We start from the raw sequence: 24129 nt of genomic DNA, 5'->3' as shown, positions 1-24129 counted from the left end.
TGCGCGCGGAGTTCAAGCCGCCTTCTTGCGAGTGTCGTAGACGTGGTCGACGAGGCCCCATTCCTTGGCTTCCTGGGCGCTCATGAAATAGTCGCGGTCGAGCGTGCGTTCGACTTCCTCGTAGGTGCGGCCGCAATGCTTGGCGTAAAGCTCGGTCATATGCTGCTTGGTGCGCACAATGTCTTCGGCGTGGCGCTGGATGTCGGAGGCCTGGCCCTGGAAGCCGCCGAGCGGCTGGTGCAGGACAATGCGGGTGTTGGGCAGCGCGATGCGCCGTCCCGGTTGGCCGGCCATCAGGAGGAACGAACCCATCGAAGCGGCAAAGCCCATGCAGACCGTCGACACCGGACAGGAGATGTATTGCATCGTGTCGTAGATGGCGAAGCCGCTGGTCACCATGCCGCCGGGGGAGTTGATGTAGAGCGAGATCTCCTTGTCGGGATGGTCGGATTCCAGCGACAGGAGCTGCGCGCAAACCAGCGCCGAGACGGTGTCGTTGATCTCGCCGTTGATGAAGACGATGCGCTCGCGCAGCAGCCGCGAAAAGATATCGAAGGAGCGTTCGCCGCGGCTCGACTGCTCGATGACCATCGGCACCAGATTGGCAATGCTCATGACGGATTTCCTCTCTGGTCAGGCCGCGCGCAGCATCATGGAAGGCGCATTGGCGGCGACGAGGTTTTTGCGCGCATCGAGCGAAAGCCTGCAGCCGGCGCCCGAGACGGCCGCAACAGGCTGCGCCGCCGGCGCGAAGTCGTCATGGACGATGCGAAGATGCGTGCCGCCGGCGGCGGTGCGCGCCAGCGTGAAGGTGACGACGCTGTCGAAGGCCGGAAGCTCGCCGTCGTCCGCACCGGGCCGTTCGCGCCAGGAGAAGCGCAGCAGCCGGCCGGGCTCGGCGTCGAGCACCTGGCATTCGATCGGCGCCGCCGGCCCGGCGAAGGAAAAATGCTTGCCGGCTTGCGGTTCGATGTCATTCGGCATCAGCCAGGCGGCGAGCAGTTCCGGTTCGCTCAGCGCCCGCCAGACCTTTTCCGGCGGATCGGGAAGATCGCATTCGAAGTGGAGCGGCTCTGCCGCCGTCTCAGGATGTTCGATAGCCGTCATTGGTCCATTTCCTTCAGAACGGTCTTCAACTTCTCGATGCGTTCCGGCCAGAAGGCGCGGTAGCGGTCGATCCAGCCGAGCAGCGGATCGAGCCCTTTCGGATCGGCGCGGTAATAGGCGTTGCGCCCGGCGCGCCGCTCGACGACGAGGCCGGCGCCGCGCAAGACGGCAAGGTGCTGCGAGACCGCCGGTTGCGACACGCTCATGCCGGCGCGCAGTTCCGACACCGACATTTCGCTTGCGGTCAGTCGCTCATAGACGGCGCGCCGCGTCGGGTCGGCGAGGGCGCGAAAGATCTCTGCTTCGATCATGAGAGAAGCATAAGTCGATACTTATTGGTTTGGCAAGCGGCGATTTGCTATCCATATCGAGACACGGGTTCGAGCCTCGCCTTTGCTGACATTCCTTGACAGGGCCGGCGGTTGTGCCTAGAACGAAAAGAGAACAAAAACCTTGTGGGAAAAGCCAGGCTTTTCGGGCATGGACGACCTGCAGGCTGTAAGGTGAGCGACTTAAAATTCGGATGAGCGCGGAGAAGTAAGATGGCGGGTAGCGTCAACAAGGTCATTCTGGTCGGCAATCTCGGGGCGGACCCTGAAATCCGCCGCCTGAATTCGGGTGAACCGGTCGTCAACATCCGCATCGCCACCTCGGAAAGCTGGCGCGACAAGAATTCCGGCGAGCGCAAGGAAAAGACCGAATGGCACAATGTCGTCATCTTCAATGAGGGCATCGCCAAGGTCGCCGAGCAGTATCTGAAGAAGGGCATGAAGGTCTATGTCGAGGGTCAGCTGCAGACGCGCAAATGGCAGGACCAGACCGGCAATGACCGCTACACGACCGAGGTCGTGCTGCAGAAATTCCGCGGCGAATTGCAGATGCTCGACACGCGCGGCGAGGGCGGCGGCCAGGTCGGCAATTATGCCGGCGGCGGCAACAGTCGCGGGTCCGATTTCGGCCAGTCCAGCCCGGGCGAGAGCTTCAGCCGTGGCGGCGGCGGTGGCGGTTCCAGGAGCGGTGGTGGCGGTAGTGGTTCGTCGCGCGAGCTGGACGACGAGATTCCGTTCTAAGCATCTCGTAGCAGCTGTTTGAAGGGAGGCGTCATGTCGCTCGGACCGCTTCTGTCGGCGCCGCCTCCCATTCTGTGGCACGCCTTCGCGGCCTTTGCCGCGCTCGCGGTCGGCGGCGCGCAACTGGCGCTGCCGAAGGGCAACATGCGGCACCGGGTGATGGGCTATGCCTGGGTGGCGCTGATGTTGGTCATCGCCATATCGAGCTTCTGGATCCAGCAGATCAGGCTGATCGGCCCTTTCAGCCCGATCCATCTCCTGTCGATCCTGGTGCTGGTCACCGCGCCGCTGGCGGCATGGTATGCGCACACGCACAAGGTGGCCGCGCATCGCAGCGCGATGATAAAACTCTATATTTTCGCGCTGATCGGCGCCGGCATCTTTACCCTGCTGCCCGGGCGCATCATGCACGCGGTCGTGTTCGGCCAATAGGGTACTGCTTCAAGGAAATCATCGTGAAAGCACGCGTCAAATGGGTCGAGGAGCGCACCTTCGTCGGCGAATCCGGCAGTGGGCACAAACTGGTGCTGGGCACGGCGCATGGGCCGGATGGCAAGACGCCGGGTCCGAGCCCGATGGAACTGGTGCTGATCGGCACCGGCGGCTGCTCGGCCTATGATGTCGTGCACATCCTCGAACGGGGCCGCGAGGCGATCGAGGATTGCGTGGTCGAGCTCGACGCCGACCGCGCCGAGACCGACCCGAAAGTGTTTACCCGCATCCACATGCATTTCGTCGTCAAGGGCCGCGCGCTGTCGCACGACAAGGTCCAGCGCGCCATCAACCTGTCGATCGAGAAATACTGCTCGGCTTCAGCCATGATGGCCAAGACGGCGACGCTCACGCATGATTTCGAGGTGGTCGAGACGGGGGCGCAGTAGGGCAGTAGGGCGTCAGCCGGCCATCAGCGCCTTGACGCCGTCGGCCACGAACTGCACGGCAAGTGCTGCCAGGATGACGCCGAGCAGGCGGGTTAGGATCGAGCGGCCGGTCTGGCCGAGGATGCGGTCGATGCGTTCCGACAGCACGAACACCAGATAGGTGATGGCGAGGCAGAGGAAGATGATGCCGACCAGGGCTGCCTGGGCGGCAAAGCCTTCGAAATGTCCTGACAGCAGCACCGTCGCCGAGATCGCGCCGGGACCGGCGATCAGCGGGATCGCCAGCGGGAAGGCGGCGATGTTGTGGATCATGTCCTTGGTGATGGCGACGTCGCCGATCTTTTCCTTGCGGTCCTGACGGCGCTCGAACACCATTTCGAAGGCGATGAAGAAGAGCAGGAAGCCGCCTGCGACGCGGAAGGCCGGCAGCGTGATGCCGAACACCGACAGGATCGACGCGCCAGCGACCGCAAACAGCGCCATAACCAGGAAGCCGATCACCGAGGCGCGGATGGAGACCTGCTGGCGCTCGTCGCGGTTCATGCCGCGCGTCACGGCAAGGAAGAGCGGCGCCAGCCCGGGCGGGTCGATGGTCACCAGGATGGTGACGAAGGCGTTGAACAGGCTGTCGAAGCTCGGCATCGTCCCCTCCCGCCGGGCGAAGCCCAGACTTTGCAATTGGTAGAGCAAAGCCCGGGCGCTGGAAAGCGGGAGGGAAAATCGATCGGTTACTCCGCTTTGCCGCAATAAGCCTCGAGTCGATAGCCGTCGGGGTCGATGACGAAGGCGGCGTAGTAGTTGTCGCCATAGGACGCCCGCAGGCCGGGCGGGCCATTGTCCTTGCCGCCTTGGCTGAGCGCTGCGGCATGGAAGGCATCGACGCCGGCGCGCGTCCTTGCGGCGAAGCAGAAATGCAGGCCGGAATCCTTGTCGGCCGGCACAGGTCTGCCGGCATCCTGCACCCAGAGCTGCACGGTCTCGGCGCCGTAGCCGAGCGATCCCGGCGACTGGCTGAGACAGGAATAGCCGAGTGGCTTGAGCGCGGCGTCGTAGAAGCGCTTCGAGGCACTGCTGTCGCGAACGCCGATCGAGATATGGTCGAGCATGGTTTCCTCCGTGATTGCAATGGGTTGGCGGTTCAGGCTGGAGTCGTGCGCCGGGCGAGGAACTCGACCTCCATGCGCCAGGTCGCGCCGCGGTCATGCGAGCGTTCGCCGAGCCAGCGGAAGGCGTTTTCCGTGATGCCTGAAAAGCTCCAGCGCACCGCGGACCCACTGCCGTCGGCACCGACCTGGACGATGTCATCGCCTTCGGCGCGGCCGAGTTGGCGGCTGAAATACTGGTTGCGCGGGTCACTCCAGAAAATGTGCCAGGCTTCTTCGCCCGGATCGTAGACGCGCAAGGTCGTGCCGTAGAAGGTCCAGGGCCCGAGCGAAGGCGAGGGGCCGGCATCGCGGGCGGGCAGGATCCAGACGTCCTGGACCGCCTTGCCGTCCAGCACCCATCCGAAATGCACTTCGCCGCGCCCGATGAGCCTTGTGCCGTCCTCGAGGATCCGTGTGGCGTCGAATGTCCAGGCGCCGACGAAACGGCCGTAAAGGGCCAGCTTCCCTGCCAGGTTGGGATCGGGGCCGTCGCTGTGCAGGGCTTCGGCGAAGGGATCGGTCATGGCTGCTGCCTCGTTTGTCAGGAGAGGGCGAGCAATAGGGCCGCGCCGGCCTTCTGCGCTTGGGAAAAATTGCTATGTTTCGGGCATGACGACGACCGAGCAAAATCTCGCCTCCGGGCCCGGCTGGCAGGTGTCGGATGTGGTCTGCACGGCCGGCGCCGGCGACAGGCCGTTCGAGGAAGAGCATCGCAGCTTCTGCGTCGCCGCGGTGACCAGCGGCACCTTCCGCTACCGAACACGCCAGGGCACGGCGATGCTGGCGCCCGGCGCCATCCTTTTGGGCAGTCCGGGCGCCTGCTACGAATGCGGCCACGAGCACGGCGCCGGTGACCGCTGCCTCTCATTCCATTTCACTCCCGCCTATATGGAGCGGGTTGCCACCGAGGTGCCGGGCGTGAAGCGGCTAGAATTTGCCGCGCCGCGCCTGCCGCCCTTGCCGGCGCTGGCGCCGTTGCTGGCCGAGGCGGAGGCCGCGCGGGAAACGGGCGACGGCGAGGCGTTCGAGGAACTGGGCCTGCGCCTTGCCGGCGCGGTCGTCGCCGGCTCGGATACCGGACCGGCCGGCCGAGCGCCCAGCCGCCGCGACCAGAAACGCGTCGCCGAAGCGGTGCGCCGCATCGAGCTTAGTACGGAGCAACCGCTTTCGCTGGCCACGCTTGCCGACAGCACGGCCACCAGCCCCTATCACTTCCTGCGGACCTTCCGGCACGTCGTCGGTATGACGCCCTACCAGTTCCTGCTCAGAACCAGGCTGCACCGGGCCGCGGTGCGGTTGCGGACGTCGGACGCGGCGATCTCGACCATCGCCTTCGATGCTGGCTTCAACGATCTGTCGACTTTCAACCGCCGGTTCCGGCGCGAGATGGGCGAGGCGCCGGGCAGTTACAGGACAAGGCGGGCCGGCGCCCGATAGAATGTGCTTCAATCGTCCGTCGGACCGCACCAACCCGGCAGGTAGTTCGCGTCCTCGCTTTTGGCCAATGCGAGCGCGTCCTTCATCGCCTTGTCGAAATTCTTCTCGACCTCCGCACGGCCGACGCGGCGGCGCAGGAAATCCGCCCACAGGAACTCGCTGAACGGAGTGGTGTCCTTGGCGTAGCCGCCTTGCCGGCGCAGTTCGCCGGCGAGGCTGCGATAGGGATCGTCGACCAGCGCGCCGATCGTCTTCGGGATCGCAGCATACTTGCGGCGCTTGCCGCTCTCGTCGAACGGATGCATCCAGCCGCGGTTGTCGAGCATGAAAAGGAACGCGTCCTTGTCGAGCGCCGACAGGTCGGCGATCACAGTCACCAGCACGTCCTTGACGCCTTCCTCGATGAGCGCGCGGGCGAGATGGTGGTGATCGGTGACGTAGTTGCGCTTTTTCGGACCGAGCACGACTGGCACCATGTGCCTGCCGAGAAAAGCGCCGGTTTTCCGGCGCGCGTCCTGCGCCCGGATCATCTGGCGCTTCAACTCAACCTCACGCATGCCGACCGTTATCTGCGTGGGCCGCAATTCCTCGACTGGGACGGGGACGACGACGGGTTCTCGGGGATCAATCATGGCATTTCGTCCTGTTCTTTCGGTTGCCGTTTCCCCGGATCAAGCGATTTGATGGCAGCGTCGACGCTGTGAAAAATGCGCTGCGGCCCGACCAGATCGGCGATACCGAAGCGCTGCAGCGCCGCTTGGGCGCGCAACGATTCCATGCGGGCTATGGCAAACACCGCGCCGTGGTCGCGGCAATGGAGGATGGCTTCGGTCAGCGCTTGCGCGGCGGTGTAGTCGATCTCGACGATGTTGCTCGCTTCCAGCACCACCAGTTTGACGTCCTCGCTCCTTGCGTCGATCAGGTTGAGCAGGCCGCGCTTGAAATGGTCGGCGTTGACGAAGGAGAGCGGCGCCTGGAACGCGGCGACCAGCACGCCGGAAAGCCGCTTGCCGGGGTTATGATCCGTCGACGGCCACCACACGGACGTGCCTGGAACCTGAGCCAGTTCGATCACCTGGGCGCGCGTAAAACTCCAGATGCCGTGCAGCAGCGACAGGCCGATGCCGATCGCAACGCCGGTTTCGATCGGCAGCGCCACGATCGCTGCCATGGTGACCAGGATCAGCGCGAATTCGACGGGCGCCTGGCGGTAGACGCTGGCGAACACCTTCCAGCGCAATAGGTGCTGGGCGACGAACATCAGCACGCCGGCAAGTGCCGCCTGCGGCACGTTGGCGAGCAGGCCGCCGCCGAAGGCACCGAGCGCCAGCACGATGGCCGCCGCGATCAGGCCCGAGACCTGCGAGCGACCGCCACTGTGCGCGACGATCGCGGTGCGCGGCGGGCTGGAATTGACGGCGAAGGCGCCGAACAGGCCGGAAAGGATGCTGCCGGCGCCGACGCCGATGAAGTCGCGATCGACGTCCGGCTGGCTGCCGTCCTGCGGGACGAAGGAGCGGCAGGTCGCCGCCGTCTGCACCATGACGACGATGGCGATCAAAAGCGCCAGCGGAACAAGGGCTTGCATGTCCTTGAAGCCGACCAGCGGCATGGCGGGCTGGGGCAGCCCGTTCGGCAAGGCGCCGAGCACCTCGACGCCGTGGCTCTTCAGGTCGAATAGCATGACGGCAAGCGTCGCCAGCACCATGCCGATCAAGGCCGCCGGGATGCGGGCGCTGATATGCTCGGCGATGAAGACGATCAAAAACACGCCAAGTCCGATCGCCAGGCTCCACGGATTGGTGAGGTGGATATTGGCGGCGATCTCACCGATGCGCCGCAGCGTTTCGCCGCTTTCCGCCGGTAATCCGAGCATGCTGGGCATTTGCGAGACGATGATGTGGACCGATATGCCGGCGAGGAAGCCGGTCGTGACCGGCACCGACAGAAGGTCGGCAATCCAGCCGAGGCGCAGCAGGCCGCTCAGCGCCACCAGGAAGCCGACCATCAGCGCCAGCATTCCCGCCAGCGCGACGTAGTGCGGCGAGCCGGCGGTGGCGATCAGCGCCAGGCCACCGGCGAAGAGCGGCGTGATCGTGGAATCGGCACCCACCGACAAATGGCGGTTGGCGCCGAGCAGGGCAAAGGCCAGCGATCCGGCGACGAAGGCGAAAAAGCCGATCTCGGGCGCGAAACCGCCAAGGCGCGCGGTGGCCATCTGTTCGGGAATGGCGATCGCCGCCAGCGTGACGCCGGCCGCCAGATCGCCGTTGAGGTCTTTCGTCGTCCAACCGCTCAAGGCGCGCAGGGGCAACCAGGAGTTTCGGTTCGCCGTGACTGCCATGCCCGCCTCAGGGTGACGATCCATCGCCGGCCTTTGCCCCTTCAACCGCGACTTCGGGGCGAAATGCACTTCGGCCATATCGTCGCAATCTGCGGTATCCTTTTGAAATTACCACGAAAATTGTCTCTGGAAAAGTCCGGCCAAGGTTGGAGTTTCGCGCGCGCTTCCTATATAAGCATGCAGTGATTCCCGACAGGATTGTGACCTGATTTGACCGACCAGAAGACACCGCGCGGCAGCGACGGCGGCCCCACCGGCATCGAGCCGATTTCGATCATAGAGGAGATGCAGCGCTCCTATCTCGATTACGCCATGAGCGTGATCGTCAGCCGCGCGCTGCCCGATGTGCGCGACGGCCTGAAGCCGGTGCATCGCCGCATCCTCTACGCCATGCAGGAAGGCGGTTACCACTGGAACCGCAAGCATGTGAAATCGTCGCGCATCGTCGGCGATGTGATGGGTAAATACCATCCGCACGGTGACGCTTCGATCTATGACGCGCTGGTGCGCATGGCGCAGGACTGGTCGCTGCGCGTGCCGCTGATCGACGGTCAGGGCAATTTCGGCTCTATCGATGCCGACCCGCCTGCGGCCATGCGCTACACCGAGTCGCGCCTGACGAAGGTCGCGCACGAACTGCTCGAGGACATCGATAAGGAAACCGTCGATTTCCAGGACAATTATGACGGCGCCGAACAAGAGCCGAAGGTGCTGCCGGCGCGTTTCCCGAACCTGCTGGTCAACGGTTCGGGCGGCATCGCCGTCGGCATGGCCACCAACATTCCGCCGCACAACCTTGCCGAAGTGTGCAACGGAGCGATGGCGATCATCGACAACCCGGCCATCGACCTGCCGGCGCTGATGGAGATCGTGCCCGGCCCGGATTTCCCGACCGGTGGCATCGTGCTTGGCCGTTCCGGCATCTACAATGCCTATTCGACCGGCCGCGGTTCGATCGTCATGCGCGGGCGCGTCAACATCGAGCAGCGCGGCAACGACCGCGAGTCGATCGTCGTCACCGAGATACCCTATCAGGTGAACAAGGCGGCGATGATCGAGAAGATGGCCGAACTGGTGCGCGAAAAGCGCATCGAGGGCATCTCCGACATCCGCGACGAGAGCGACCGGCAGGGCTATCGCGTCGTCATCGAACTGAAGCGCGACGCCGTCGCCGACGTCATCCTCAACCAGCTTTACCGGTTCACGCCGCTGCAGACGTCCTTCGGCGCCAATATGGTGGCGCTGAACGGCGGCAAGCCGGAAGTGATGACGCTGATCGACATGCTGAAGGCCTTCGTCGGGTTCCGCGAGGAGGTGATCAGCCGCCGCACGAAGTACCTTTTGCGCAAGGCCCGGGAAAGGGCGCATGTGCTGGTCGGTCTGGCGATTGCCGTCGCCAACATCGACGAGGTGATCAAGCTGATCCGTACCGCGCCCGACCCGCAGACGGCGCGCGAGCAGTTGATGGCGCGGCGCTGGCCGTCCCATGACGTGGCGCCGCTGATCAAGTTGATCGACGACCCGCGTCACCGCATCAACGAGGACGGCACCTACTTCCTCTCCGAGGAGCAGGCGCGCGCCATCCTCGACCTGCGCCTGCAGCGCCTGACCGCGCTCGGCCGTGACGAGATCGCCGACGAGTTGAACAAGATCGGCGCCGAGATCGTCGATTTCCTTGATATCTTGTCGTCCCGCGCACGCATCCAGCAGATCGTCAAGGACGAGTTGATCGCGGTTCGCGACGAGTTCGGCACGCCGCGCCGCACCGAGCTTTCCGACGGCGGTTCGGACATGGAAGACGAGGACCTGATCCAGCGCGAGGACATGGTCGTCACGGTCAGCCATTCCGGCTACATCAAGCGCGTGCCGCTTTCACTCTACCGGGCGCAGCGCCGCGGCGGCAAGGGCCGCTCCGGCATGTCGACCAAGGAAGAGGATTTCGTCACAAGGCTGTTCGTCGCCAACACGCACACGCCGGTGCTGTTCTTCTCCTCGCGCGGCATCGTCTACAAGGAAAAGGTCTGGCGCCTGCCGGTCGGCAACCCGCAATCGCGCGGCAAGGCGCTGATCAACATGCTGCCGCTCGAACAGGGCGAGCGCATCACCACGATCATGCCGCTGCCGGAGGACGAGACCAGCTGGGGCGAGCTCGACGTGATGTTCGCCACCACGCGCGGCACGGTGCGGCGCAACAAGCTGTCCGACTTCGTCCAGGTCAACCGCAACGGCAAGATCGCCATGAAGCTGGAGGAAGAGGGCGACGAGATCCTCGGCGTTGAAACCTGCACCGACAATGACGATGTGCTTCTGACGGCCAATTCCGGCCAGTGCATCCGTTTCCCCGTCTCCGACGTGCGCGTCTTCCAGAGCCGCAATTCCGTCGGCGTGCGCGGCATAAGCATGGCCGAGACGGACCGCATCATCTCGATGTCGATCATTGAGAACGTCGATGCGTCGCCCGCCGAGCGCGCCGCCTATCTCAAGCGCGCGGCGGTCGAGCGCCGGCTTGCCGCCGGTAATGCCGGCGAAGAGGAAGAGGTCGCGCTCACCAATGAGGAGATCGGCGAGGAAGCCGAGCTGTCCGAGGAGCGCTACGAGTTCCTCAAGGCGCATGAGAAGCTTGTGCTGACGGTGACCGAATATGGCTACGGCAAGCGCTCGTCGTCCTACGATTTCCGCCTGACGGGGCGCGGCGGCAAGGGCATCCGTGCCACCGACGTGTCGAAGACGGCCGAGATCGGCCGGCTGGTCGCGACCTTCCCGGTCGGCAATGACGATCAGATCATGCTGGTTTCGGACGGCGGCACGGTCATCCGGGTGCCAGTCGAAGGCATACGCTTCGCCAGCCGCGCCACCAAGGGCGTGACCATCTTCAACACGGCCGAGGGCGAAAAGGTGGTGTCTGTCGAGCGGATTTCGGAACCGCAGTCGGACGAGGAGGCTGAAGACGCTTCCGGTGAGGCGGGAACCGAAGACGGAACCCAGGAAAGCCAGGAATAGACTTCCAATACCAGGCGCCGGCCGATCGGCCGGTGCTTTCTTTACCCGAGATCAGAAGCGACGGTAAGGTTTGCGGACGACGAAAGGATCGATACGCCTGGTGTTGGCCTTGACGCGAACCTTGGCTGCTTCCTGATGCAGCCCGAAAGCGGTTGCGATCAACATCACGACGGTCATTGCTGTGGCAAGCATGTAGATCAGCATTTGCGTGTTCTCCTGCGGCTTACAACGAAAACATGGGGATTTGGTTTCATCCCTTGAAGTGCAACCTAGTGAACGCTGCGTGAAACGTTCGTGATCGACGCATTCATCTGTCGTTCATCGGCGCGAAAAGGTTCAAACGCGGATTTGCCTTTGTTTGAGAGGCTCGCTAGAGCGTTTCACCGAAACGGCGAACCGCTCTATCTTTTTGTTTTTGCGCAATTCCGGACGGAAAACCGCTCACACTTTTCCTGGAATTGCTCTAGAAGCCTGCCATGACCGAACGCACCGCCCTTTACGCTGGCTCCTTCGACCCGCTGACCAACGGCCATCTCGATGTGCTGAAGGCCTCGCTGGCGGTGGCCGACGCCGTCTACGCGGCGATAGGCATCCATCCGGGCAAGACGCCGCTGTTTTCATTCGAAGAACGCGTCAAGCTGATCGAAGCCGCTGCCAAGGCCGAGTTCGGCAAGGACTCCAGCCGCATCAAGGTGGTTGCGTTCGACGGGCTGGTCATCGACGCCGCGAGGAAGCACGGCGCCTCGATCATCATCCGCGGCCTGCGCGACGGCACCGATCTCGACTACGAGATGCAGATGGCCGGCATGAACGAGACCATGGCGCCGGAATTGCAGACGGTTTTTCTGCCCGCCAGCCCCTCGGTGCGCACCATTACCGCCACACTTGTGCGCCAGATTGCCTCGATGGGCGGCGACATCCGTCCCTTCGTGCCGGCGGCCGTTGCCGGCGCGCTCACCGCCAAGTTCACCAAATAATGCATGTCGCCCAAAAGTGGACGTCGGTTTTGGGGCAACGACATGCATCCAACAAAAGACTTTCGGAGATACCCATGCAGCTGAAGAAGCTCGCTTCGTTCCTCGTCGTGCTTGCCGGCCTTTTCGCCGCATCACTGCCGGCTACCGCCGCCGACAAGGATAACACCATGATCATCACGCTGAAGGATGGCGATGTGACCATCGCTCTGCGTCCTGACCTGGCGCCCAAGCACGTCGCCCAGATCAAGAAGCTGGTGCGGGACGGCGCCTATGACAATGTCGCCTTCCACCGCGTCATCGACGGCTTCATGGCGCAGACTGGCGACGTCAAGTTCGGCAACCTGAAGAAAGGCTATAGCGCCGAAGCCGTCGGCACCGGCGGCTCCGACCTGCCCGATCTTCCCGCCGAGTTCTCGCAGACCGAGCAGTTCACGCGCGGCGTGATCGGTATGGCCCGTTCGCAGGATCCGAATTCGGCGAATTCCCAGTTCTTCATCATGTTCGCGCCGGCGCCGAACCTCGACGGCCAGTACACCATCGTCGGCAAGGTGGTCAGCGGCATGGATCTCGTCGACAAGATCAAGAAGGGCGACGAAGCCGACAATGGCAGCGTCACCGACCCCGACCGCATGATCAAGGTTCGCATCGCCGCAGACGGCAAGTAATTTCAATTTCAAGAAAAGGATTTCTGACATGGCTGAGATCAAGGACCGCGAGAACGCGCTGATCATGGAGACGACCAAGGGTCAGGTCGTCATCGAAATGTATCCTGAACTGGCCCCCGGCCACGTTGCCCGCATCAAGGAACTGGCGCGCGAGGGCGCTTATGACGGCGTGGTGTTCCACCGCGTCATCGACGGCTTCATGGCGCAGACTGGCGACGTCAAGTTCGGCAATTCGTCGAAGCCGACCTTTGCGCCGTCCCGCGCCGGCATGGGCGGCTCGGACAAGCCGGACCTGAAGGCCGAGTTCTCCAACGCCAATCACGGCCGCGGCGCCTGCTCGATGGCACGCGCCCAGAACCCGAATTCGGCGAATTCGCAGTTCTTCATCTGCTTTGACGATGCCGCGTTCCTCAACCGCCAGTACACGGTCTGGGGCCAGGTCATCGAAGGCATGGAGAATGTCGACAAGATCAAGCGCGGCGAGCCGGTGCAGGATCCCGACAAGATCGTGTCGCTGAAGGTTGCGGCCGACGTCAAGTAAAGGCAAACGGTGATGGGCGCAGTCTGGTCCCTGCTCGGCATCCTGTCCGGCGCGTTCATCGCCATCCAGGCGCCAATCAATTCGCAGCTGGCGCGCGGTCTCGGCCTTCCGGTCGCGGCCGCCGCCTTCTCCTTCCTGTCCGGCGCCATTGTTCTTGGCATCATCTCGGTGCTGGTGGTCAAGCTGCAGGGCATCTCGCTCGACTGGAAGGCGCCCGCGCCCTGGCTGTTCGTCGCCGGCGGCGTGCTGGGCGGCTTCTACGTCACCATGTCCACCATCCTGACGCCGCGCATCGGCGCGGCGGCGCTGATGGCCTTCCTGGTCGCCGGACAACTGATCGCCGGCATGCTTGTCGACCGCGCCGGCTTCCTCGGCGTCGCGGTGCGCGAAATCTCGCTTGGCCGTATTGCTGGCGCCGTTCTGCTGCTGGCCGGGGCGCTGCTCGTCCGGCTCTACTGATGCGCGTTGACCTTTTCGACTTCGACCTGCCGGAGGAGCGCATTGCGCTGCGTCCCGCCGAGCCGCGCGACGGCGCCAGGCTGCTCGTCGTCAGGCCCGGCGAAGCGCTGCAGGACCGCATCGTGAACGAATTGCCGGCACTGCTGCGCGAAGGCGACGTGCTGGTGTTCAACGACACCAAGGTCATCCCGGCGCAATTGAAAGGCATCCGCAAGCGCGGCGAGGCGCAGGCGCAGGTCGAGGCGACGCTGCATATGCGGGTCGCGCCGGACCGCTGGCAGGCCTTCATGCGGCCCGGCAAGCGCATCGCCGCCGGCGACCGCATCCATTTCGGCCATGACGGCAATTCCTGTTTCCTCGGCCAGCTCGACGCCACCGTGCTCGAAAAGGGCGAGGCGGGCGAGGCGCTGCTCGGCTTCGACTTGTCCGGGCCGTTCCTCGACGAGGCGCTGCATGCGGTCGGCCACATCCCGCTGCCGCCTTACATCGCCTCCAAGCGCGATGACGACGAGCGCGACCGCGCCGACTACCAGACGATCTATGCCCGGGAGGAGGGCGCGGTCGCGGCGCCCACCGCCGGCCTGCATTTCACGCCGGCGCTGTTCGCGGCGCTCGACGCCAAGGGCATCGAACGCCGCTTCGTCACGCTGCATGTCGGCGCCGGTACCTTCCTGCCGGTGAAGGCCGACGATACGACCGATCACAAGATGCATGCGGAGATCGGCTCGGTGAGCCCGGAGACGGCGGCGGCGCTCAGCGCGGCCAAGGCGCGGGGAGGGCGCATCATCTGCGTCGGCACGACGTCGCTGCGCCTGCTCGAGAGCGCCGCGCGCGAAGACGGCACGGTCGAAGCCTGGTCCGGGCCGACCGACATCTTCATCACCCCTGGCTACCGGTTCCGTACGGCCGACATGCTGATGACCAATTTCCACCTGCCGCGCTCGACGCTGTTCATGCTGGTCTCTGCCTTCAGCGGGCTGGAGACGATGCGTTCGGCCTATGCGCATGCCATCGCAAACCGCTACAGGTTCTATTCCTATGGCGATGCCAGCCTGCTTTTCCGGGCGGAGACGAGCGATGGACGATGATCTGGAGAATATGGACCGCGATGCGCTGATCGCCGAAGTGAAGACGCTGCGCGCCGCCATTCGGGCGCATCGCGACACGACCGGGCACGATCTGTGCTGGCATCACCCCGACCTGTGGAACCTGCTGCCGGAGAAGATCGAGCCGGCGATCGCCGTGCCGCCCTGGGAGAAATTCATGCGCGGCTGCATCCGCTACCGGCAGTCGCTCGACGAGCAGGCGCCTCACGCGCCGGTGCACGACAAGGAATTCAATGGCTGAGACTTTTTCCTTCAAGCTGCTGGCAACCGACGGCAAGGCCAGGCGCGGCCTGGTTTCGATGCCGCGCGGCGAGATCCGCACGCCGGCCTTCATGCCGGTCGGTACCGGCGGCACGGTCAAGGCCATGTATATGGACCAGGTGCGCGGCGTCGGGGCCGACATCATCTTAGGCAACACCTACCATCTGATGCTGCGACCGGGCGCCGAGCGGGTGGCAAGGCTCGGCGGCCTGCACGAGTTTGCGCGCTGGCCGTGGCCGATCCTGACCGACAGCGGCGGGTTCCAGGTTATGTCGCTGTCGAAGCTCAGGAAGCTGACGGAAAAGGGCGTCACCTTCCGCTCGCATATCGACGGTGCGCCTTACGAAATGTCGCCGGAGCGCTCGATCGAGATCCAGGGCCTGCTCGATTCCGATATCCAGATGCAGCTCGACGAATGCGTGGCGCTGCCGGCCAAGCCGAAGGAGATCGAGCGCGCCATGGAGCTGTCGCTGCGCTGGGCCGAACGCTGCAAGACGGCCTTCGGCGACCAGCCCGGCAAGGCAATGTTCGGCATCGTGCAGGGCGGCGACAGCGCGCCCCTGCGCGTGCGTTCGGCACAGGCGCTGAAGGCGATGGAACTCAAAGGCTATGCCGTCGGCGGCCTTGCCGTCGGCGAACCGCAAGCGGTGATGCTCGAAATGCTCGATATCACCTGCCCGGAGCTGCCTGCGGAAAAGCCGCGCTATCTGATGGGCGTCGGCACGCCGGACGATATCTTGAAATCGGTGGCGCGCGGCATCGACATGTTCGACTGCGTGATGCCGACGCGCGCCGGCCGACACGGCCTTGCCTATACGCGGCGCGGCAAAGTCAATCTGAGGAATGCCCGCCACGCCGACGACCCGCGTCCGCTCGACGAGGAAAGCGGCTGCCCGGCCGCGCGCGATTATTCGCGCGCCTATCTGCATCACCTGGTGCGCTCGCAGGAGGCACTTGGCGCCATGCTGCTGACCTGGAACAACCTGTCCTACTATCAGACGCTGATGCAGGACATTCGCGCGGCAATCGAGGCGCAGGCCTTCGAGGCGCGCGCCGCAGAGATTACGGAAGGCTGGGCGAGGGGCGATATTCCGGTGATCTAGCCGCCGATTGACGGAGGGTCTGCCGGGGAGCAGAGTCACGCTTCGGGGGTCAGCCATGGCTGTGACATTCGACTTCGCCGGCAAGAAGGCGATCGTGACGGGTGGATCAAGAGGCATCGGCAAGGCCGTGGCCGGACAGTTGGCGCGGTTCGGAGCCGATGTCTGGATTTGGGATGCCGATCCAGTTCCATTCGACGGAACCCGTAGCCAGACCGTAGACGTGACGAAGGCAAGCGATATCGCAGACGCTCTTCGGGACGTTATCGCGGCGACCGGTCGGGTCGACATTCTCGTCAACAATGCGGGCTATCTCGGTCCATATCGCAGCTTCGAAGCGTTTGAACCGGCGCAATGGCAGCGCATCATCGGGGTCAATCTCATCGGCACGTTCGAGGTCACACACCAGGTTTTGCCCGTCATGCGTAAGGCCGGCAGCGGCCGCATCGTCAACATGGGGTCGCTTGCAGGCAAGGAGGGATTGCCCAACCTTGCTGCCTATTCGGCGGCGAGCGCCGGCATCATCTCCTTCACCAAGGCCTTGTCGCGCGAGGTGAACGACACCGATATCCGCGTCAATTGCGTGGCGCCCGGTCCGATCGACACCGACCTTATCAGGCGGCTTGGCAATGAGGTCGTCAGCGACATGATCGGCGCAAGTCCGCTTAAGCGCCTTGGGGCCGTCGATGAGGTCGCGGCGCTGGTGCTCTGGCTTTGCTCCGATGCCGTCAGCTTCAATACAGGCGCGGTGTTCGATATGTCAGGCGGCAGGGCGCGCTACTGAAAGGCCGCCCTAAGTGCTGACCGAGGTCGAGGCGCGCAGGCTGCAGCCGGTGATCTTGAAGCTGCCGTCCGGCTGCTGCTGCAGCGTATAGACAGCCTCATAGTCCTTGCCGTCGGGGCCGACGATCAGCACCTGCTGGATGATCGAGCCCGGACCAGTCTGCTCGACCTTGCCGAAGGAATAGGATTGGGGCTTGCGCACTGGCGCATAGCCGTTGGTCACCATGTTCATGAAGGTGTCGACTGTCGGGAAGATCTGCTTCACGTTCGGCGCGGCGAAGCTGTAGGCGGTGGCGCCGTCATTGGCGATGAAGGCTTTCAACTGGCCGTCTATGGCCGATTGCGCGGCCTTGATCTCGGCGTCGCCGGCAAAGGCGAACGAGGCCAAGAAGATTGGCATCAGTGCTAATGCGAACAGTGCGCGGCGCATGGCCTGCCTCCCCGGAACTCGCTTGCGAATTTAATCTAACATACGCTCGGCGGTTCGCCGCGGTTTCATCGACGACCGAAGATTTTGCCGTATCGCCGCCACGCCGCGCCGGGCTTAGGAAGTCGTTAAGACGCAAGGCCCATGGTGCGATCGGGGTGGGCCGGCGTATTTCCCGGGAGGTGGAAATGCTCGAACGGCCAATCGATCGGCGCCATTTTCTCAAAAGCGGCGCAAGCCTTGCCCTGGTTGTGGCACTACCGGGTTGGGCCGTGGCAGCGCCGGCGCTCGGCAATCCGAAGGGCGACGTGACCATCGCCGAGTTCGTCGATTATCAGTGCCCGATCTGCAAGCTCGTCTTCATCGAACTTCGGAAGCTGATGGCCGAAGACAAAGGCATACGCCTGGTGATGAAGGACTGGCCGATCTTCGGAGAAGCCTCGCACGACGCGGCGCTGATGGCGCTGTCGGCCGGTTCACGCTATGCGGCGGCGGTTAGTGCGCTCATGACCAACCAGCGTGGGCTGTCGCCGCATCGCACCGACGAAATCCTTGCTTCCGTCGGCGTCGATGTGGCCGTGGTTCGACAGCGTTTGGCCAGTCGCCGGCCGGGGCTGGAAGCAGTTCTTGCCCGCAACAGCGCTCAAGCCAGGGCTTTTGGATTGAAAGGCACGCCGGCGCTCGTCATTGGCGGCAAACTCTACCAGCGTGGCATGCCGGTCGACGAATTGCGGCAAGCGGTCGCCAAGGCGCGCGCCGGCTGAAGCTTGAAAGCCGGGCGGCAGTCTGCCACAAGGGCCGCTTATCTATGAAGCAGGCTGGCAGGACCGGGCAATGAAGGCGTTTTTCGTGCAGATCAAATGCGATCTCGGCAAATCCTATGACGTTGCCAGCGCGCTTGCCGATGCCGAGATCGCCTCCGAGATCTACTCGACCGCCGGTAACTTCGACCTGCTCGCCAAATTCTATATCGACGACGAGGAAGATGTCGGCCACTTCGTCAACGAGAAGGTGCAGATCCTGCCGGGAATCAAGGACACCTTCACCATCGTCACCTTCCGGGCGTTCTGACCGTTCCGCAATGCCCGACGGGCAAGCAGGCGCTGACCCGACCCTGTGGCCCGTGCCCCAAAAATAGGCAATTTGTATAGAGTGGCCGCCGCCGCCTGCCAAATCACCGATTGCGCTTGATTTTCTCCAGCAGGGCCAGTGAAATGGCTTCAGAGGGAGTAAGCGATTGCCAGCGTTCGACGAAATGCTTCCGGAAACTTCCGGATTGAGAAGACCTTACGAGGGATATGACCGCTGGCTGAAGGAGCAGGATCCGGCCAGGCTTACACAGAAAATGCAGGACGCCGAGCGCGTCTTCCGCAAGACCGGAATCACCTTCGCCGTCTATGGCGAGCAGGAAGCCTCCGAGCGGCTGATCCCCTTCGACATCGTTCCGCGCATCCTGTCAGGCCAGGAATGGCGCCGGCTGACGCAAGGCATCGAGCAGCGCGTGCAGGCGCTGAACGCTTTTCTCGACGACATCTATCACCGTCAGGAGATCCTGCGCGCTGGGCGCGTGCCGAAGGATTTGGTCGCCAAGAACGAGGCCTTTCTGCCCGAGATGATCGGGGTGCGGCCGCCGGCCGGCGTCTACACGCATATCATCGGCGTCGATATCGTGCGGATCAGCGAAAACGAATTCTACGTGCTGGAGGACAATGCCCGCACGCCGTCCGGTGTCTCCTACATGCTGGAGAACCGCGAGACGATGATGCAGCTATTCCCGGAGCTGTTCCAGAAGATCAAGGTCAGGCCGGTCGAGAACTACCCGCAGCTTCTGCGCCAATCGCTGGCAGCGGTGCGGCCGCAAGGCACCAAGGGAGCGCCGACCATCGCCGTGCTGACGCCGGGCTCCTACAACTCGGCCTATTTCGAACACGCTTTCCTCGCCGACCAGATGGGCGTGCAGCTGGTCGAGGGGCAGGATCTGCGCGTCGTCGACGGGCATGTCGCGATGCGCACCACCGAAGGCTACAAGCAGATCGACGTGCTTTACCGGCGCGTCGACGACAACTTCCTCGATCCGCTGACCTTCCGGCCGGATTCCGCGCTCGGCGTTCCGGGCATCATGGATGTCTACCGCGCCGGCAACATCACCATCGCCAATGCCCCGGGAACCGGCATCGCCGACGACAAGGCGATCTATTCCTATATGCCCGAGATCGTCGAGTTCTACACCGGACGCAAGGCGATCCTCGGCAACATCCCGACCTGGCGCTGCTCGGAGCCCGACAGCCTGAAATATGTGCTCGAGCACATCAGCGAGCTGGTCATCAAGGAAGTGCACGGCTCCGGCGGCTACGGTATGCTGGTCGGCCCGGCGGCGACCAAGAAGGAATGCCAGGAGTTCGCCAAGAAGCTGCAGGCCAAGCCCTCAAACTACATCGCGCAGCCGACGCTGGCGCTGTCGACCTGCCCAATCCTGACCGAAAAGGGCCTGTCGCCGCGGCATGTCGATCTTCGGCCCTATGTGCTGGTTTCCGACCGTATTCAGATCGTGCCCGGTGGCTTGACCCGCGTCGCGCTCAAGCAGGGCTCGCTAGTCGTCAATTCCTCGCAAGGTGGCGGGACGAAGGACACGTGGGTGCTGGATGACTGAGTGAGTAGTCAGTAGTGAGTAGACAGCGGGCACTAGTAGAAAATAGGGGACGGGGAATGCCATATTCCATTGAAATTCAAGTATTTACTGCTCCCTACTCGCTATTCACCACTCACTAGCCCGAAGGGCCTTCCCATGCTTCTCGGCCGCACCGCCAACGGTCTCTACTGGATGAACCGCTATATTGAGCGGGCCGAAAACATGGCGCGCTTGGTCGATGCCGGCCTGCGCATGGCGCTGACGCGCACGCAGAGTGCCGCCGAGGAATGGAATTCGGTGCTGCTCAGCGCCGGCTCCGACTACGCTTTCGCGCAGAAATACCAAGACTACACCGCCGCCAACGTTTCCGACTTCCTGCTGCGCGATACGTCCAACCCGTCGAGCACGATGTCGTCTATCGAGACGGCGCGCAACAATGCCCGCATGGTGCGCACCGCGCTGACGCGCGAGACCTGGGAAAGCATCAACGAGGCCTGGATGGCGCTGAAGCGCATGCTGGCCAGGCCGATCGACGAGCGCGACCTGCCGAATGTGCTGGATGCGATCAAGCGCGAGACGGCGCTGATCCGCGGCTCGTTCTACGGCACCATGCTGCGTAACGAGATCTTCGATTTCTCGCAGCTCGGCACCTATGTCGAGCGCGCCGACAACACAGCGCGCATCCTCGACGTAAAATACTACGTGCTTTTGCCGTCGCTGTCCTGGGTCGGCTCGACGCTCGACAACTATCAGTGGGAATCGATCCTGCGCTCGGTATCGGCGCACCGCTCGTATCGCTGGGTTTATGAAGCCGACTACAAGCCGACCAACATTGCCGACTATCTGATCCTCAACGTGCGCATGCCGCGTTCGCTGACCTTCTGCTACCGCTTCCTCGGCGAGCATCTGAAATTCCTCGGCGATGATTATGGCGAACGCCATGCCTGTCACGCGACGGCGGAAAAAATCCAGACGACGTTGCGGCGCGGCTCGATCAAGGACATTTTCGACCACGGCCTGCACGAGTTCCTGGCCGAATTCATTCGCGACAACACCAGGCTGGGCGACGAGATCGCCCAGGACTATCGTTTCTTCTGAGGCGGGCGCCATGCGGCTCAAGATCACCCACCGGACCGAATACCGCTACGACGCGCCGGTGCAATATTTGCTGCAGCGCCTGCGCCTGCTGCCGCAGAGCGGGCATACGCAGACGGTGACCTCGTGGGCGGTCAAGGTCGACGGCGCGCGCGAAGAGGTGCGGTTTGCCGACCAGTTCGGCAATGACACGCGCCTGGTCAGCACCGAAGGCGGCCACAACACCATCACGCTCGAAGCGACCGGCGAGGTGACGACGCGCGATACGACGGGCGTGTCGGGTCCGCACCAGGGTTTCGCGCCGCTCTGGTTGTTCGGCCAGCAGACGCCGTTGACCACCGCCGGCGATGGTATTCGCGCCCTTGCCGGTTCGGTCGGCGAGGGTTCCGATATCGACCGGCTGCACCGGCTGATGGGCAAGATCGGCGAGTGCGTCGCCTACAAGCCCGGCGCCACCAGCGTCGTGACGCCCGCGGAAGAGGCGCTGGCGCTGAAGAGTGGCGTCTGCCAGGACCACAGCCATATCTTCGCCGCCACGGCGCGGGCGATGGGTTTTCCCGCCCGCTATGTTAGCGGCTATCTGATGATGGACGCCGGCGCCGAACAGGCGGCGAGCCATGCCTGGGCCGAAGCCCATGTTGCCGGGCTCGGCTGGGTTGCCTTCGACCCTGCGAACGGTATCTCTCCGGACGAGCGCTATGTGCGCGTGGCGATCGGCCGCGACTATCGCGATGCGTCGCCTGTGTCGGGGATAGTGCTGGGTCAGGCGGAAGAGAAGCTTGCCGTCACCGTCACGGTCGAGCAGTAATCTCTGACGAGATTCGCTGTTAAAGAGAATCATGACCTATTGCGTTGGCCTCAAGATCGATCGCGGGCTCGTGTTCATGTCGGACACGCGCACCAATGCCGGCATGGATTCGATCTCGACCTTCAAGAAGATGCATATCTGGGAACAGCCGGGCGAACGCGTCATCGTGCTGATGTCGGCCGGCAATCTCGCCACCACGCAAGCTGTGGTCAGCCTGCTCGACGAGCGCAACAAGGCGATGGGCGAGCGCCACATGACGCTGCTCGAGACGCCGTCCATGTACCAGACGGTGCGGCTGGTCGGCGACACGGTGAAGGAAGTGATCGCTCATGCCTCGCCGGCCGGAGACAAGGCGGACTCCTATTTCAACGCCTCCTTCATCCTCGGCGGCCAGATCAAAGGCAGCCCGCCACGGCTGTTCATGATCTATCCGGAAGGCAATTTCATCGAATCGACCGACGACACGCCGTTCTTCCAGATCGGCGAGACCAAATACGGCAAGCCGATCATCATCCGCGCCTATGACCGGGCGATGAGCCTGGCCGAGACGGTGAAGCTGCTTCTGGTGTCTTTCGATTCGACGCTGAAGTCGAACCTGTCGGTCGGCCTGCCGCTGGATCTGCTCTTCCTTGAGAAGGACGCTTACAGGGTCGGCTTGAAAAAGCGGATCGGCCATGACGACCCTTATTACCGCACCATCTCCGACGGCTGGTCGAACGCCTTGAAGACCGCCTTTGCCAGCCTGCCGGATTTTCCGGGGTAGGGCTCGCTGCTCGGCATCGGTTGCGCAATTATATTTAACATGTTAATCAATATCGGAAATTGGCTCGCCGACCGGTTCTCGGCCGGTGCTGGGAGGAAACATGGACAACGATGCATTCCGCGACTGGTCGCGGCGGGCGGCCGACTGGGGCGCAGACTACCGTGCCGGCCTGCGCGACCGGCCGGTGCGCCCGGCGATCGCGCCTGGCGAAATTTTCAGGAGCATTGAAGCTTCGCCGCCAGAGACCGCCGAGCCGATGGACAAGATCTTTGCCGATTTCGAGGAGAAGATCGTGCCCGGCATGACGCATTGGCAGCATCCGCGCTTCTTCGCCTATTTCCCGGCCAATGCGGCGCCCGTCTCGGTGGTGGCCGAATATCTCGTCTCGGCGATGGCGGCACAGTGCATGCTGTGGCAGACCTCTCCGGCGGCGACCGAACTAGAGACGCGCATCGTCGACTGGATGCGCCAGGCGCTTGGCCTCCCTGAGGGTTTTTCCGGCGTCATCCAGGATTCGGCGTCGTCGGCGACGCTTGCCGCGGTGCTCACCATGCGCGAGCGGGCGCTCGACTGGCAGGGCAACAAGAAGGGCCTGGCCGGGCAAGGGAGGCTGCGCGTCTATTCTTCCGACCAGGTCCACACCTCGATCGATCGCGCCATCTGGGTCGCCGGCATCGGCGAGGACAATCTGGTGCGGATTCCCGTGTCCGGACGGTTTCGCGCCATGGATACGGCGGCGCTTGAAGCCGCGATCGTCGCCGACCGCGCAGCGGGGCTGCTGCCTGCCGGCATCATCGCTTGCGTCGGCGGCACCAGCACCGGCGGCACCGACGACATCGCGGCCGTCGCTGCAATTGCCAAACGCCACGGGCTCTATCTGCATGTCGACGCCGCCTGGGCCGGATCGGCGATGATCTGCCCTGAATACCGGCATTTTTGGGCCGGCGTCGAAGGCGCCGATTCCATCGTCTTCAACCCGCATAAATGGCTTGGCGCCCAGTTCGACTGCTCGATCCAGTTCGTGCGCGAGCCCGAAGACCTGGTGCGTACGCTGGCGATCAAGCCGGACTATCTGAAGACGCGCGGCCATGACGGCATCATCAACTATTCGGAGTGGTCGGTGCCGCTCGGCCGCCGCTTCCGGGCTCTGAAACTCTGGTTCCTGCTGCGCGCGCATGGGCTCGAAGGTTTACGCAAAATGATCCGCAACCATGTCGCCTGGAGCGAGGGCCTCGCCGAGCGGCTGGCCAGGGAGAAGGATTTCGAGCTCTCCAGCGAGCCGATGCTGTCGCTGTTTTCGTTCCGGCACCGCGCGCCTTTTGGCACGGATCCCGACGAGCACAATCTGCGCCTGGTCGATGCCATAAACACGGACGGGCGGATCTACCTTACGCAGACCAAGGTCGACGGACGCGTGGCGATCCGCTTCCAGGCGGGGCAGTTCGAGGCGACGGCAGCGGATGTCGAAGCGGCTTTCGACGTCATCATCCAGGTTGCGCGGCGTCTGGGCTGAGGCGGACGACCAAATTCA

General features: G+C 63.7%; 30 protein-coding genes. 20 read left to right on the top strand and 10 right to left on the bottom strand.

All coding sequences use genetic code 11. The features are described from left to right. Positions 1-12: 12 nt before the first annotated feature. Genes FJ988_RS03920 through FJ988_RS03910 form a run of 3 tightly spaced genes read right to left on the bottom strand, consistent with a single transcriptional unit; the run spans position 13 to position 1418 of the window. Complete coding sequence (locus tag FJ988_RS03920; protein ID WP_140815455.1) at positions 13-615, bottom strand: ATP-dependent Clp protease proteolytic subunit; 603 nt, start codon at positions 613-615, stop codon at positions 13-15. An 18-nt stretch (positions 616-633) separates the two neighbouring features. Continuing rightward, positions 634-1107, bottom strand: a complete 474-nt coding sequence (locus tag FJ988_RS03915) for an SRPBCC domain-containing protein (protein ID WP_140815454.1) — start codon at positions 1105-1107, stop codon at positions 634-636. Next, entirely contained in the window at positions 1104-1418 is a 315-nt protein-coding gene (locus FJ988_RS03910) for a metalloregulator ArsR/SmtB family transcription factor (protein WP_140815453.1), read from the bottom strand. The genes FJ988_RS03915 and FJ988_RS03910 overlap by 4 nt, the downstream gene beginning before the upstream one ends. Positions 1419-1649: 231 nt before the next feature. On the opposite strand from FJ988_RS03910, the gene FJ988_RS03905 reads away from it, so the two are divergent. The 3 genes from FJ988_RS03905 to FJ988_RS03895 are packed head-to-tail and all read left to right on the top strand — an operon-like array spanning position 1650 to position 3058. Continuing rightward, on the top strand, positions 1650-2177 hold the full coding sequence (locus tag FJ988_RS03905) for a single-stranded DNA-binding protein (protein ID WP_140815452.1): 528 nt from the start codon (positions 1650-1652) through the stop codon (positions 2175-2177). A gap of 33 nt (positions 2178-2210) precedes the next feature. Beyond that, complete coding sequence (locus FJ988_RS03900; RefSeq protein ID WP_140815451.1) at positions 2211-2609, top strand: DUF2306 domain-containing protein; 399 nt, start codon at positions 2211-2213, stop codon at positions 2607-2609. A gap of 23 nt (positions 2610-2632) precedes the next feature. Next, complete coding sequence (locus FJ988_RS03895; protein ID WP_140815450.1) at positions 2633-3058, top strand: OsmC family protein; 426 nt, start codon at positions 2633-2635, stop codon at positions 3056-3058. A gap of 12 nt (positions 3059-3070) precedes the next feature. Here the strand turns inward: FJ988_RS03895 and FJ988_RS03890 are convergent, their stop codons facing one another. The 3 genes from FJ988_RS03890 to FJ988_RS03880 all read right to left on the bottom strand — a co-directional run bounded on the left by FJ988_RS03890 (position 3071) and on the right by FJ988_RS03880 (position 4727). After that, complete coding sequence (locus FJ988_RS03890) at positions 3071-3700, bottom strand: MarC family protein (protein WP_140815449.1); 630 nt, start codon at positions 3698-3700, stop codon at positions 3071-3073. A gap of 86 nt (positions 3701-3786) precedes the next feature. Beyond that, positions 3787-4164: a VOC family protein gene (locus tag FJ988_RS03885; protein WP_140815448.1), complete on the bottom strand. Its 378-nt coding sequence runs from the start codon at positions 4162-4164 to the stop codon at positions 3787-3789. Positions 4165-4196: 32 nt separating this feature from the next. Further along, entirely contained in the window at positions 4197-4727 is a 531-nt protein-coding gene (locus FJ988_RS03880) for a hypothetical protein (RefSeq protein WP_140815447.1), read from the bottom strand. Between the two features lie 85 nt (positions 4728-4812). Between FJ988_RS03880 and FJ988_RS03875 the strand changes: the two genes are divergently transcribed. Beyond that, positions 4813-5640, top strand: coding sequence for a helix-turn-helix transcriptional regulator (locus tag FJ988_RS03875; RefSeq protein ID WP_140815446.1), 828 nt, complete (start codon positions 4813-4815; stop codon positions 5638-5640). 8 nt (positions 5641-5648) lie between these two features. On the opposite strand, the gene FJ988_RS03870 is transcribed toward FJ988_RS03875, so the two are convergent. Further along, positions 5649-6272 carry a ParB-like protein gene (locus tag FJ988_RS03870; protein WP_140815445.1) on the bottom strand — a complete coding sequence of 208 codons (624 nt, stop codon included), beginning with the start codon at positions 6270-6272 and terminating at the stop codon, positions 5649-5651. Beyond that, positions 6269-7984, bottom strand: a complete 1716-nt coding sequence (locus FJ988_RS03865; RefSeq protein WP_140815444.1) for a SulP family inorganic anion transporter — start codon at positions 7982-7984, stop codon at positions 6269-6271. The genes FJ988_RS03870 and FJ988_RS03865 overlap by 4 nt, the downstream gene beginning before the upstream one ends. 210 nt (positions 7985-8194) lie before the next feature. Between FJ988_RS03865 and gyrA the strand changes: the two genes are divergently transcribed. Then, positions 8195-10984, top strand: coding sequence for a DNA gyrase subunit A (gyrA, locus tag FJ988_RS03860; RefSeq protein WP_140815443.1), 2790 nt, complete (start codon positions 8195-8197; stop codon positions 10982-10984). A gap of 51 nt (positions 10985-11035) precedes the next feature. Here the strand turns inward: gyrA and FJ988_RS30740 are convergent, their stop codons facing one another. Next, a complete protein-coding gene (locus tag FJ988_RS30740; RefSeq protein WP_181183414.1) occupies positions 11036-11188 on the bottom strand; it encodes a hypothetical protein in 153 nt (50 codons plus the stop codon). A gap of 272 nt (positions 11189-11460) precedes the next feature. On the opposite strand from FJ988_RS30740, the gene coaD reads away from it, so the two are divergent. From coaD to FJ988_RS03820, 8 genes are all read left to right on the top strand, one after another. Beyond that, a complete protein-coding gene (coaD, locus tag FJ988_RS03855; protein ID WP_140815442.1) occupies positions 11461-11961 on the top strand; it encodes a pantetheine-phosphate adenylyltransferase in 501 nt (166 codons plus the stop codon). A gap of 167 nt (positions 11962-12128) precedes the next feature. After that, a complete protein-coding gene (locus FJ988_RS03850; RefSeq protein WP_246688442.1) occupies positions 12129-12626 on the top strand; it encodes a peptidylprolyl isomerase in 498 nt (165 codons plus the stop codon). 28 nt (positions 12627-12654) lie between these two features. Then, the gene (locus FJ988_RS03845; protein WP_140815440.1) at positions 12655-13167 is read left to right on the top strand and encodes a peptidylprolyl isomerase; all 513 of its coding nucleotides are present in this window, start codon (positions 12655-12657) and stop codon (positions 13165-13167) included. Positions 13168-13176: 9 nt separating this feature from the next. Then, positions 13177-13626 carry a DMT family transporter gene (locus FJ988_RS03840; protein WP_140815439.1) on the top strand — a complete coding sequence of 150 codons (450 nt, stop codon included), beginning with the start codon at positions 13177-13179 and terminating at the stop codon, positions 13624-13626. Then, positions 13626-14714, top strand: a complete 1089-nt coding sequence (gene queA / locus FJ988_RS03835) for a tRNA preQ1(34) S-adenosylmethionine ribosyltransferase-isomerase QueA (protein WP_140815438.1) — start codon at positions 13626-13628, stop codon at positions 14712-14714. The genes FJ988_RS03840 and queA overlap by 1 nt, the downstream gene beginning before the upstream one ends. Then, the gene (locus FJ988_RS03830; protein WP_140815437.1) at positions 14704-14973 is read left to right on the top strand and encodes a hypothetical protein; all 270 of its coding nucleotides are present in this window, start codon (positions 14704-14706) and stop codon (positions 14971-14973) included. Before queA ends, FJ988_RS03830 begins: the two co-directional genes overlap by 11 nt. Next, positions 14966-16096, top strand: a complete 1131-nt coding sequence (gene tgt, locus FJ988_RS03825; protein ID WP_140815436.1) for a tRNA guanosine(34) transglycosylase Tgt — start codon at positions 14966-14968, stop codon at positions 16094-16096. The genes FJ988_RS03830 and tgt overlap by 8 nt, the downstream gene beginning before the upstream one ends. Before the next feature lie 55 nt (positions 16097-16151). Further along, entirely contained in the window at positions 16152-16877 is a 726-nt protein-coding gene (locus FJ988_RS03820) for an SDR family NAD(P)-dependent oxidoreductase (RefSeq protein ID WP_140815435.1), read from the top strand. 9 nt (positions 16878-16886) lie between these two features. Here the strand turns inward: FJ988_RS03820 and FJ988_RS03815 are convergent, their stop codons facing one another. Beyond that, positions 16887-17306 (bottom strand): DUF4864 domain-containing protein, encoded by a 420-nt coding sequence (locus FJ988_RS03815; RefSeq protein ID WP_140815434.1) that lies wholly within the window; start codon positions 17304-17306, stop codon positions 16887-16889. Here FJ988_RS03815 and FJ988_RS03810 point away from each other — a divergent pair. From FJ988_RS03810 to FJ988_RS03780, 7 genes are all read left to right on the top strand, one after another. After that, a complete protein-coding gene (locus tag FJ988_RS03810) occupies positions 17285-18067 on the top strand; it encodes a DsbA family protein (RefSeq protein ID WP_140815433.1) in 783 nt (260 codons plus the stop codon). The two genes, FJ988_RS03815 and FJ988_RS03810, sit on opposite strands and share 22 nt — an antisense overlap. A gap of 70 nt (positions 18068-18137) precedes the next feature. Further along, positions 18138-18374, top strand: coding sequence for an Lrp/AsnC ligand binding domain-containing protein (locus FJ988_RS03805; protein ID WP_140815432.1), 237 nt, complete (start codon positions 18138-18140; stop codon positions 18372-18374). Between the two features lie 166 nt (positions 18375-18540). Beyond that, a complete protein-coding gene (locus FJ988_RS03800; RefSeq protein ID WP_181183413.1) occupies positions 18541-19953 on the top strand; it encodes a circularly permuted type 2 ATP-grasp protein in 1413 nt (470 codons plus the stop codon). A 135-nt stretch (positions 19954-20088) separates the two neighbouring features. Beyond that, a complete protein-coding gene (locus FJ988_RS03795) occupies positions 20089-21030 on the top strand; it encodes an alpha-E domain-containing protein (RefSeq protein WP_140815431.1) in 942 nt (313 codons plus the stop codon). Between the two features lie 10 nt (positions 21031-21040). Continuing rightward, a complete protein-coding gene (locus FJ988_RS03790; protein ID WP_140815430.1) occupies positions 21041-21835 on the top strand; it encodes a transglutaminase family protein in 795 nt (264 codons plus the stop codon). Between the two features lie 31 nt (positions 21836-21866). Next, positions 21867-22598, top strand: coding sequence for a peptidase (locus tag FJ988_RS03785; RefSeq protein WP_140815429.1), 732 nt, complete (start codon positions 21867-21869; stop codon positions 22596-22598). A gap of 100 nt (positions 22599-22698) precedes the next feature. After that, the gene (locus tag FJ988_RS03780; protein WP_140815428.1) at positions 22699-24111 is read left to right on the top strand and encodes an aspartate aminotransferase family protein; all 1413 of its coding nucleotides are present in this window, start codon (positions 22699-22701) and stop codon (positions 24109-24111) included. Positions 24112-24129 lie beyond the last annotated feature (18 nt).

Source organism: Mesorhizobium sp. CU3 (assembly GCF_006442965.1).
Classification (GTDB): Bacteria; Pseudomonadota; Alphaproteobacteria; order Rhizobiales; family Rhizobiaceae; genus Mesorhizobium.
This window is presented reverse-complemented; position numbering and strand designations above follow the sequence as displayed.

What these genes read in the sequence shown, in the direction of transcription:
- FJ988_RS03865 (WP_140815444.1), bottom strand. Translation starts at nt 7,984, where the DNA reads ATGGCAGTCACGGCGAACCGAAACTCCTGGTTGCCCCTGCGCGCCTTG.
- queA (WP_140815438.1), top strand. Translation starts at nt 13,626, where the DNA reads ATGCGCGTTGACCTTTTCGACTTCGACCTGCCGGAGGAGCGCATTGCG.
- FJ988_RS03845 (WP_140815440.1), top strand. Translation starts at nt 12,655, where the DNA reads ATGGCTGAGATCAAGGACCGCGAGAACGCGCTGATCATGGAGACGACC.
- FJ988_RS03920 (WP_140815455.1), bottom strand. Translation starts at nt 615, where the DNA reads ATGAGCATTGCCAATCTGGTGCCGATGGTCATCGAGCAGTCGAGCCGC.
- FJ988_RS03815 (WP_140815434.1), bottom strand. Translation starts at nt 17,306, where the DNA reads ATGCGCCGCGCACTGTTCGCATTAGCACTGATGCCAATCTTCTTGGCC.
- FJ988_RS03915 (WP_140815454.1), bottom strand. Translation starts at nt 1,107, where the DNA reads ATGACGGCTATCGAACATCCTGAGACGGCGGCAGAGCCGCTCCACTTC.
- FJ988_RS03780 (WP_140815428.1), top strand. Translation starts at nt 22,699, where the DNA reads ATGGACAACGATGCATTCCGCGACTGGTCGCGGCGGGCGGCCGACTGG.
- tgt (WP_140815436.1), top strand. Translation starts at nt 14,966, where the DNA reads ATGGCTGAGACTTTTTCCTTCAAGCTGCTGGCAACCGACGGCAAGGCC.
- coaD (WP_140815442.1), top strand. Translation starts at nt 11,461, where the DNA reads ATGACCGAACGCACCGCCCTTTACGCTGGCTCCTTCGACCCGCTGACC.
- FJ988_RS03900 (WP_140815451.1), top strand. Translation starts at nt 2,211, where the DNA reads ATGTCGCTCGGACCGCTTCTGTCGGCGCCGCCTCCCATTCTGTGGCAC.
- FJ988_RS03875 (WP_140815446.1), top strand. Translation starts at nt 4,813, where the DNA reads ATGACGACGACCGAGCAAAATCTCGCCTCCGGGCCCGGCTGGCAGGTG.
- FJ988_RS03890 (WP_140815449.1), bottom strand. Translation starts at nt 3,700, where the DNA reads ATGCCGAGCTTCGACAGCCTGTTCAACGCCTTCGTCACCATCCTGGTG.
- FJ988_RS03830 (WP_140815437.1), top strand. Translation starts at nt 14,704, where the DNA reads ATGGACGATGATCTGGAGAATATGGACCGCGATGCGCTGATCGCCGAA.
- FJ988_RS03880 (WP_140815447.1), bottom strand. Translation starts at nt 4,727, where the DNA reads ATGACCGATCCCTTCGCCGAAGCCCTGCACAGCGACGGCCCCGATCCC.
- FJ988_RS30740 (WP_181183414.1), bottom strand. Translation starts at nt 11,188, where the DNA reads ATGCTGATCTACATGCTTGCCACAGCAATGACCGTCGTGATGTTGATC.
- FJ988_RS03805 (WP_140815432.1), top strand. Translation starts at nt 18,138, where the DNA reads ATGAAGGCGTTTTTCGTGCAGATCAAATGCGATCTCGGCAAATCCTAT.
- FJ988_RS03910 (WP_140815453.1), bottom strand. Translation starts at nt 1,418, where the DNA reads ATGATCGAAGCAGAGATCTTTCGCGCCCTCGCCGACCCGACGCGGCGC.
- FJ988_RS03885 (WP_140815448.1), bottom strand. Translation starts at nt 4,164, where the DNA reads ATGCTCGACCATATCTCGATCGGCGTTCGCGACAGCAGTGCCTCGAAG.
- FJ988_RS03795 (WP_140815431.1), top strand. Translation starts at nt 20,089, where the DNA reads ATGCTTCTCGGCCGCACCGCCAACGGTCTCTACTGGATGAACCGCTAT.
- FJ988_RS03905 (WP_140815452.1), top strand. Translation starts at nt 1,650, where the DNA reads ATGGCGGGTAGCGTCAACAAGGTCATTCTGGTCGGCAATCTCGGGGCG.
- FJ988_RS03810 (WP_140815433.1), top strand. Translation starts at nt 17,285, where the DNA reads ATGCGAACAGTGCGCGGCGCATGGCCTGCCTCCCCGGAACTCGCTTGC.
- FJ988_RS03870 (WP_140815445.1), bottom strand. Translation starts at nt 6,272, where the DNA reads ATGATTGATCCCCGAGAACCCGTCGTCGTCCCCGTCCCAGTCGAGGAA.
- FJ988_RS03790 (WP_140815430.1), top strand. Translation starts at nt 21,041, where the DNA reads ATGCGGCTCAAGATCACCCACCGGACCGAATACCGCTACGACGCGCCG.
- FJ988_RS03820 (WP_140815435.1), top strand. Translation starts at nt 16,152, where the DNA reads ATGGCTGTGACATTCGACTTCGCCGGCAAGAAGGCGATCGTGACGGGT.
- FJ988_RS03850 (WP_246688442.1), top strand. Translation starts at nt 12,129, where the DNA reads ATGATCATCACGCTGAAGGATGGCGATGTGACCATCGCTCTGCGTCCT.
- FJ988_RS03785 (WP_140815429.1), top strand. Translation starts at nt 21,867, where the DNA reads ATGACCTATTGCGTTGGCCTCAAGATCGATCGCGGGCTCGTGTTCATG.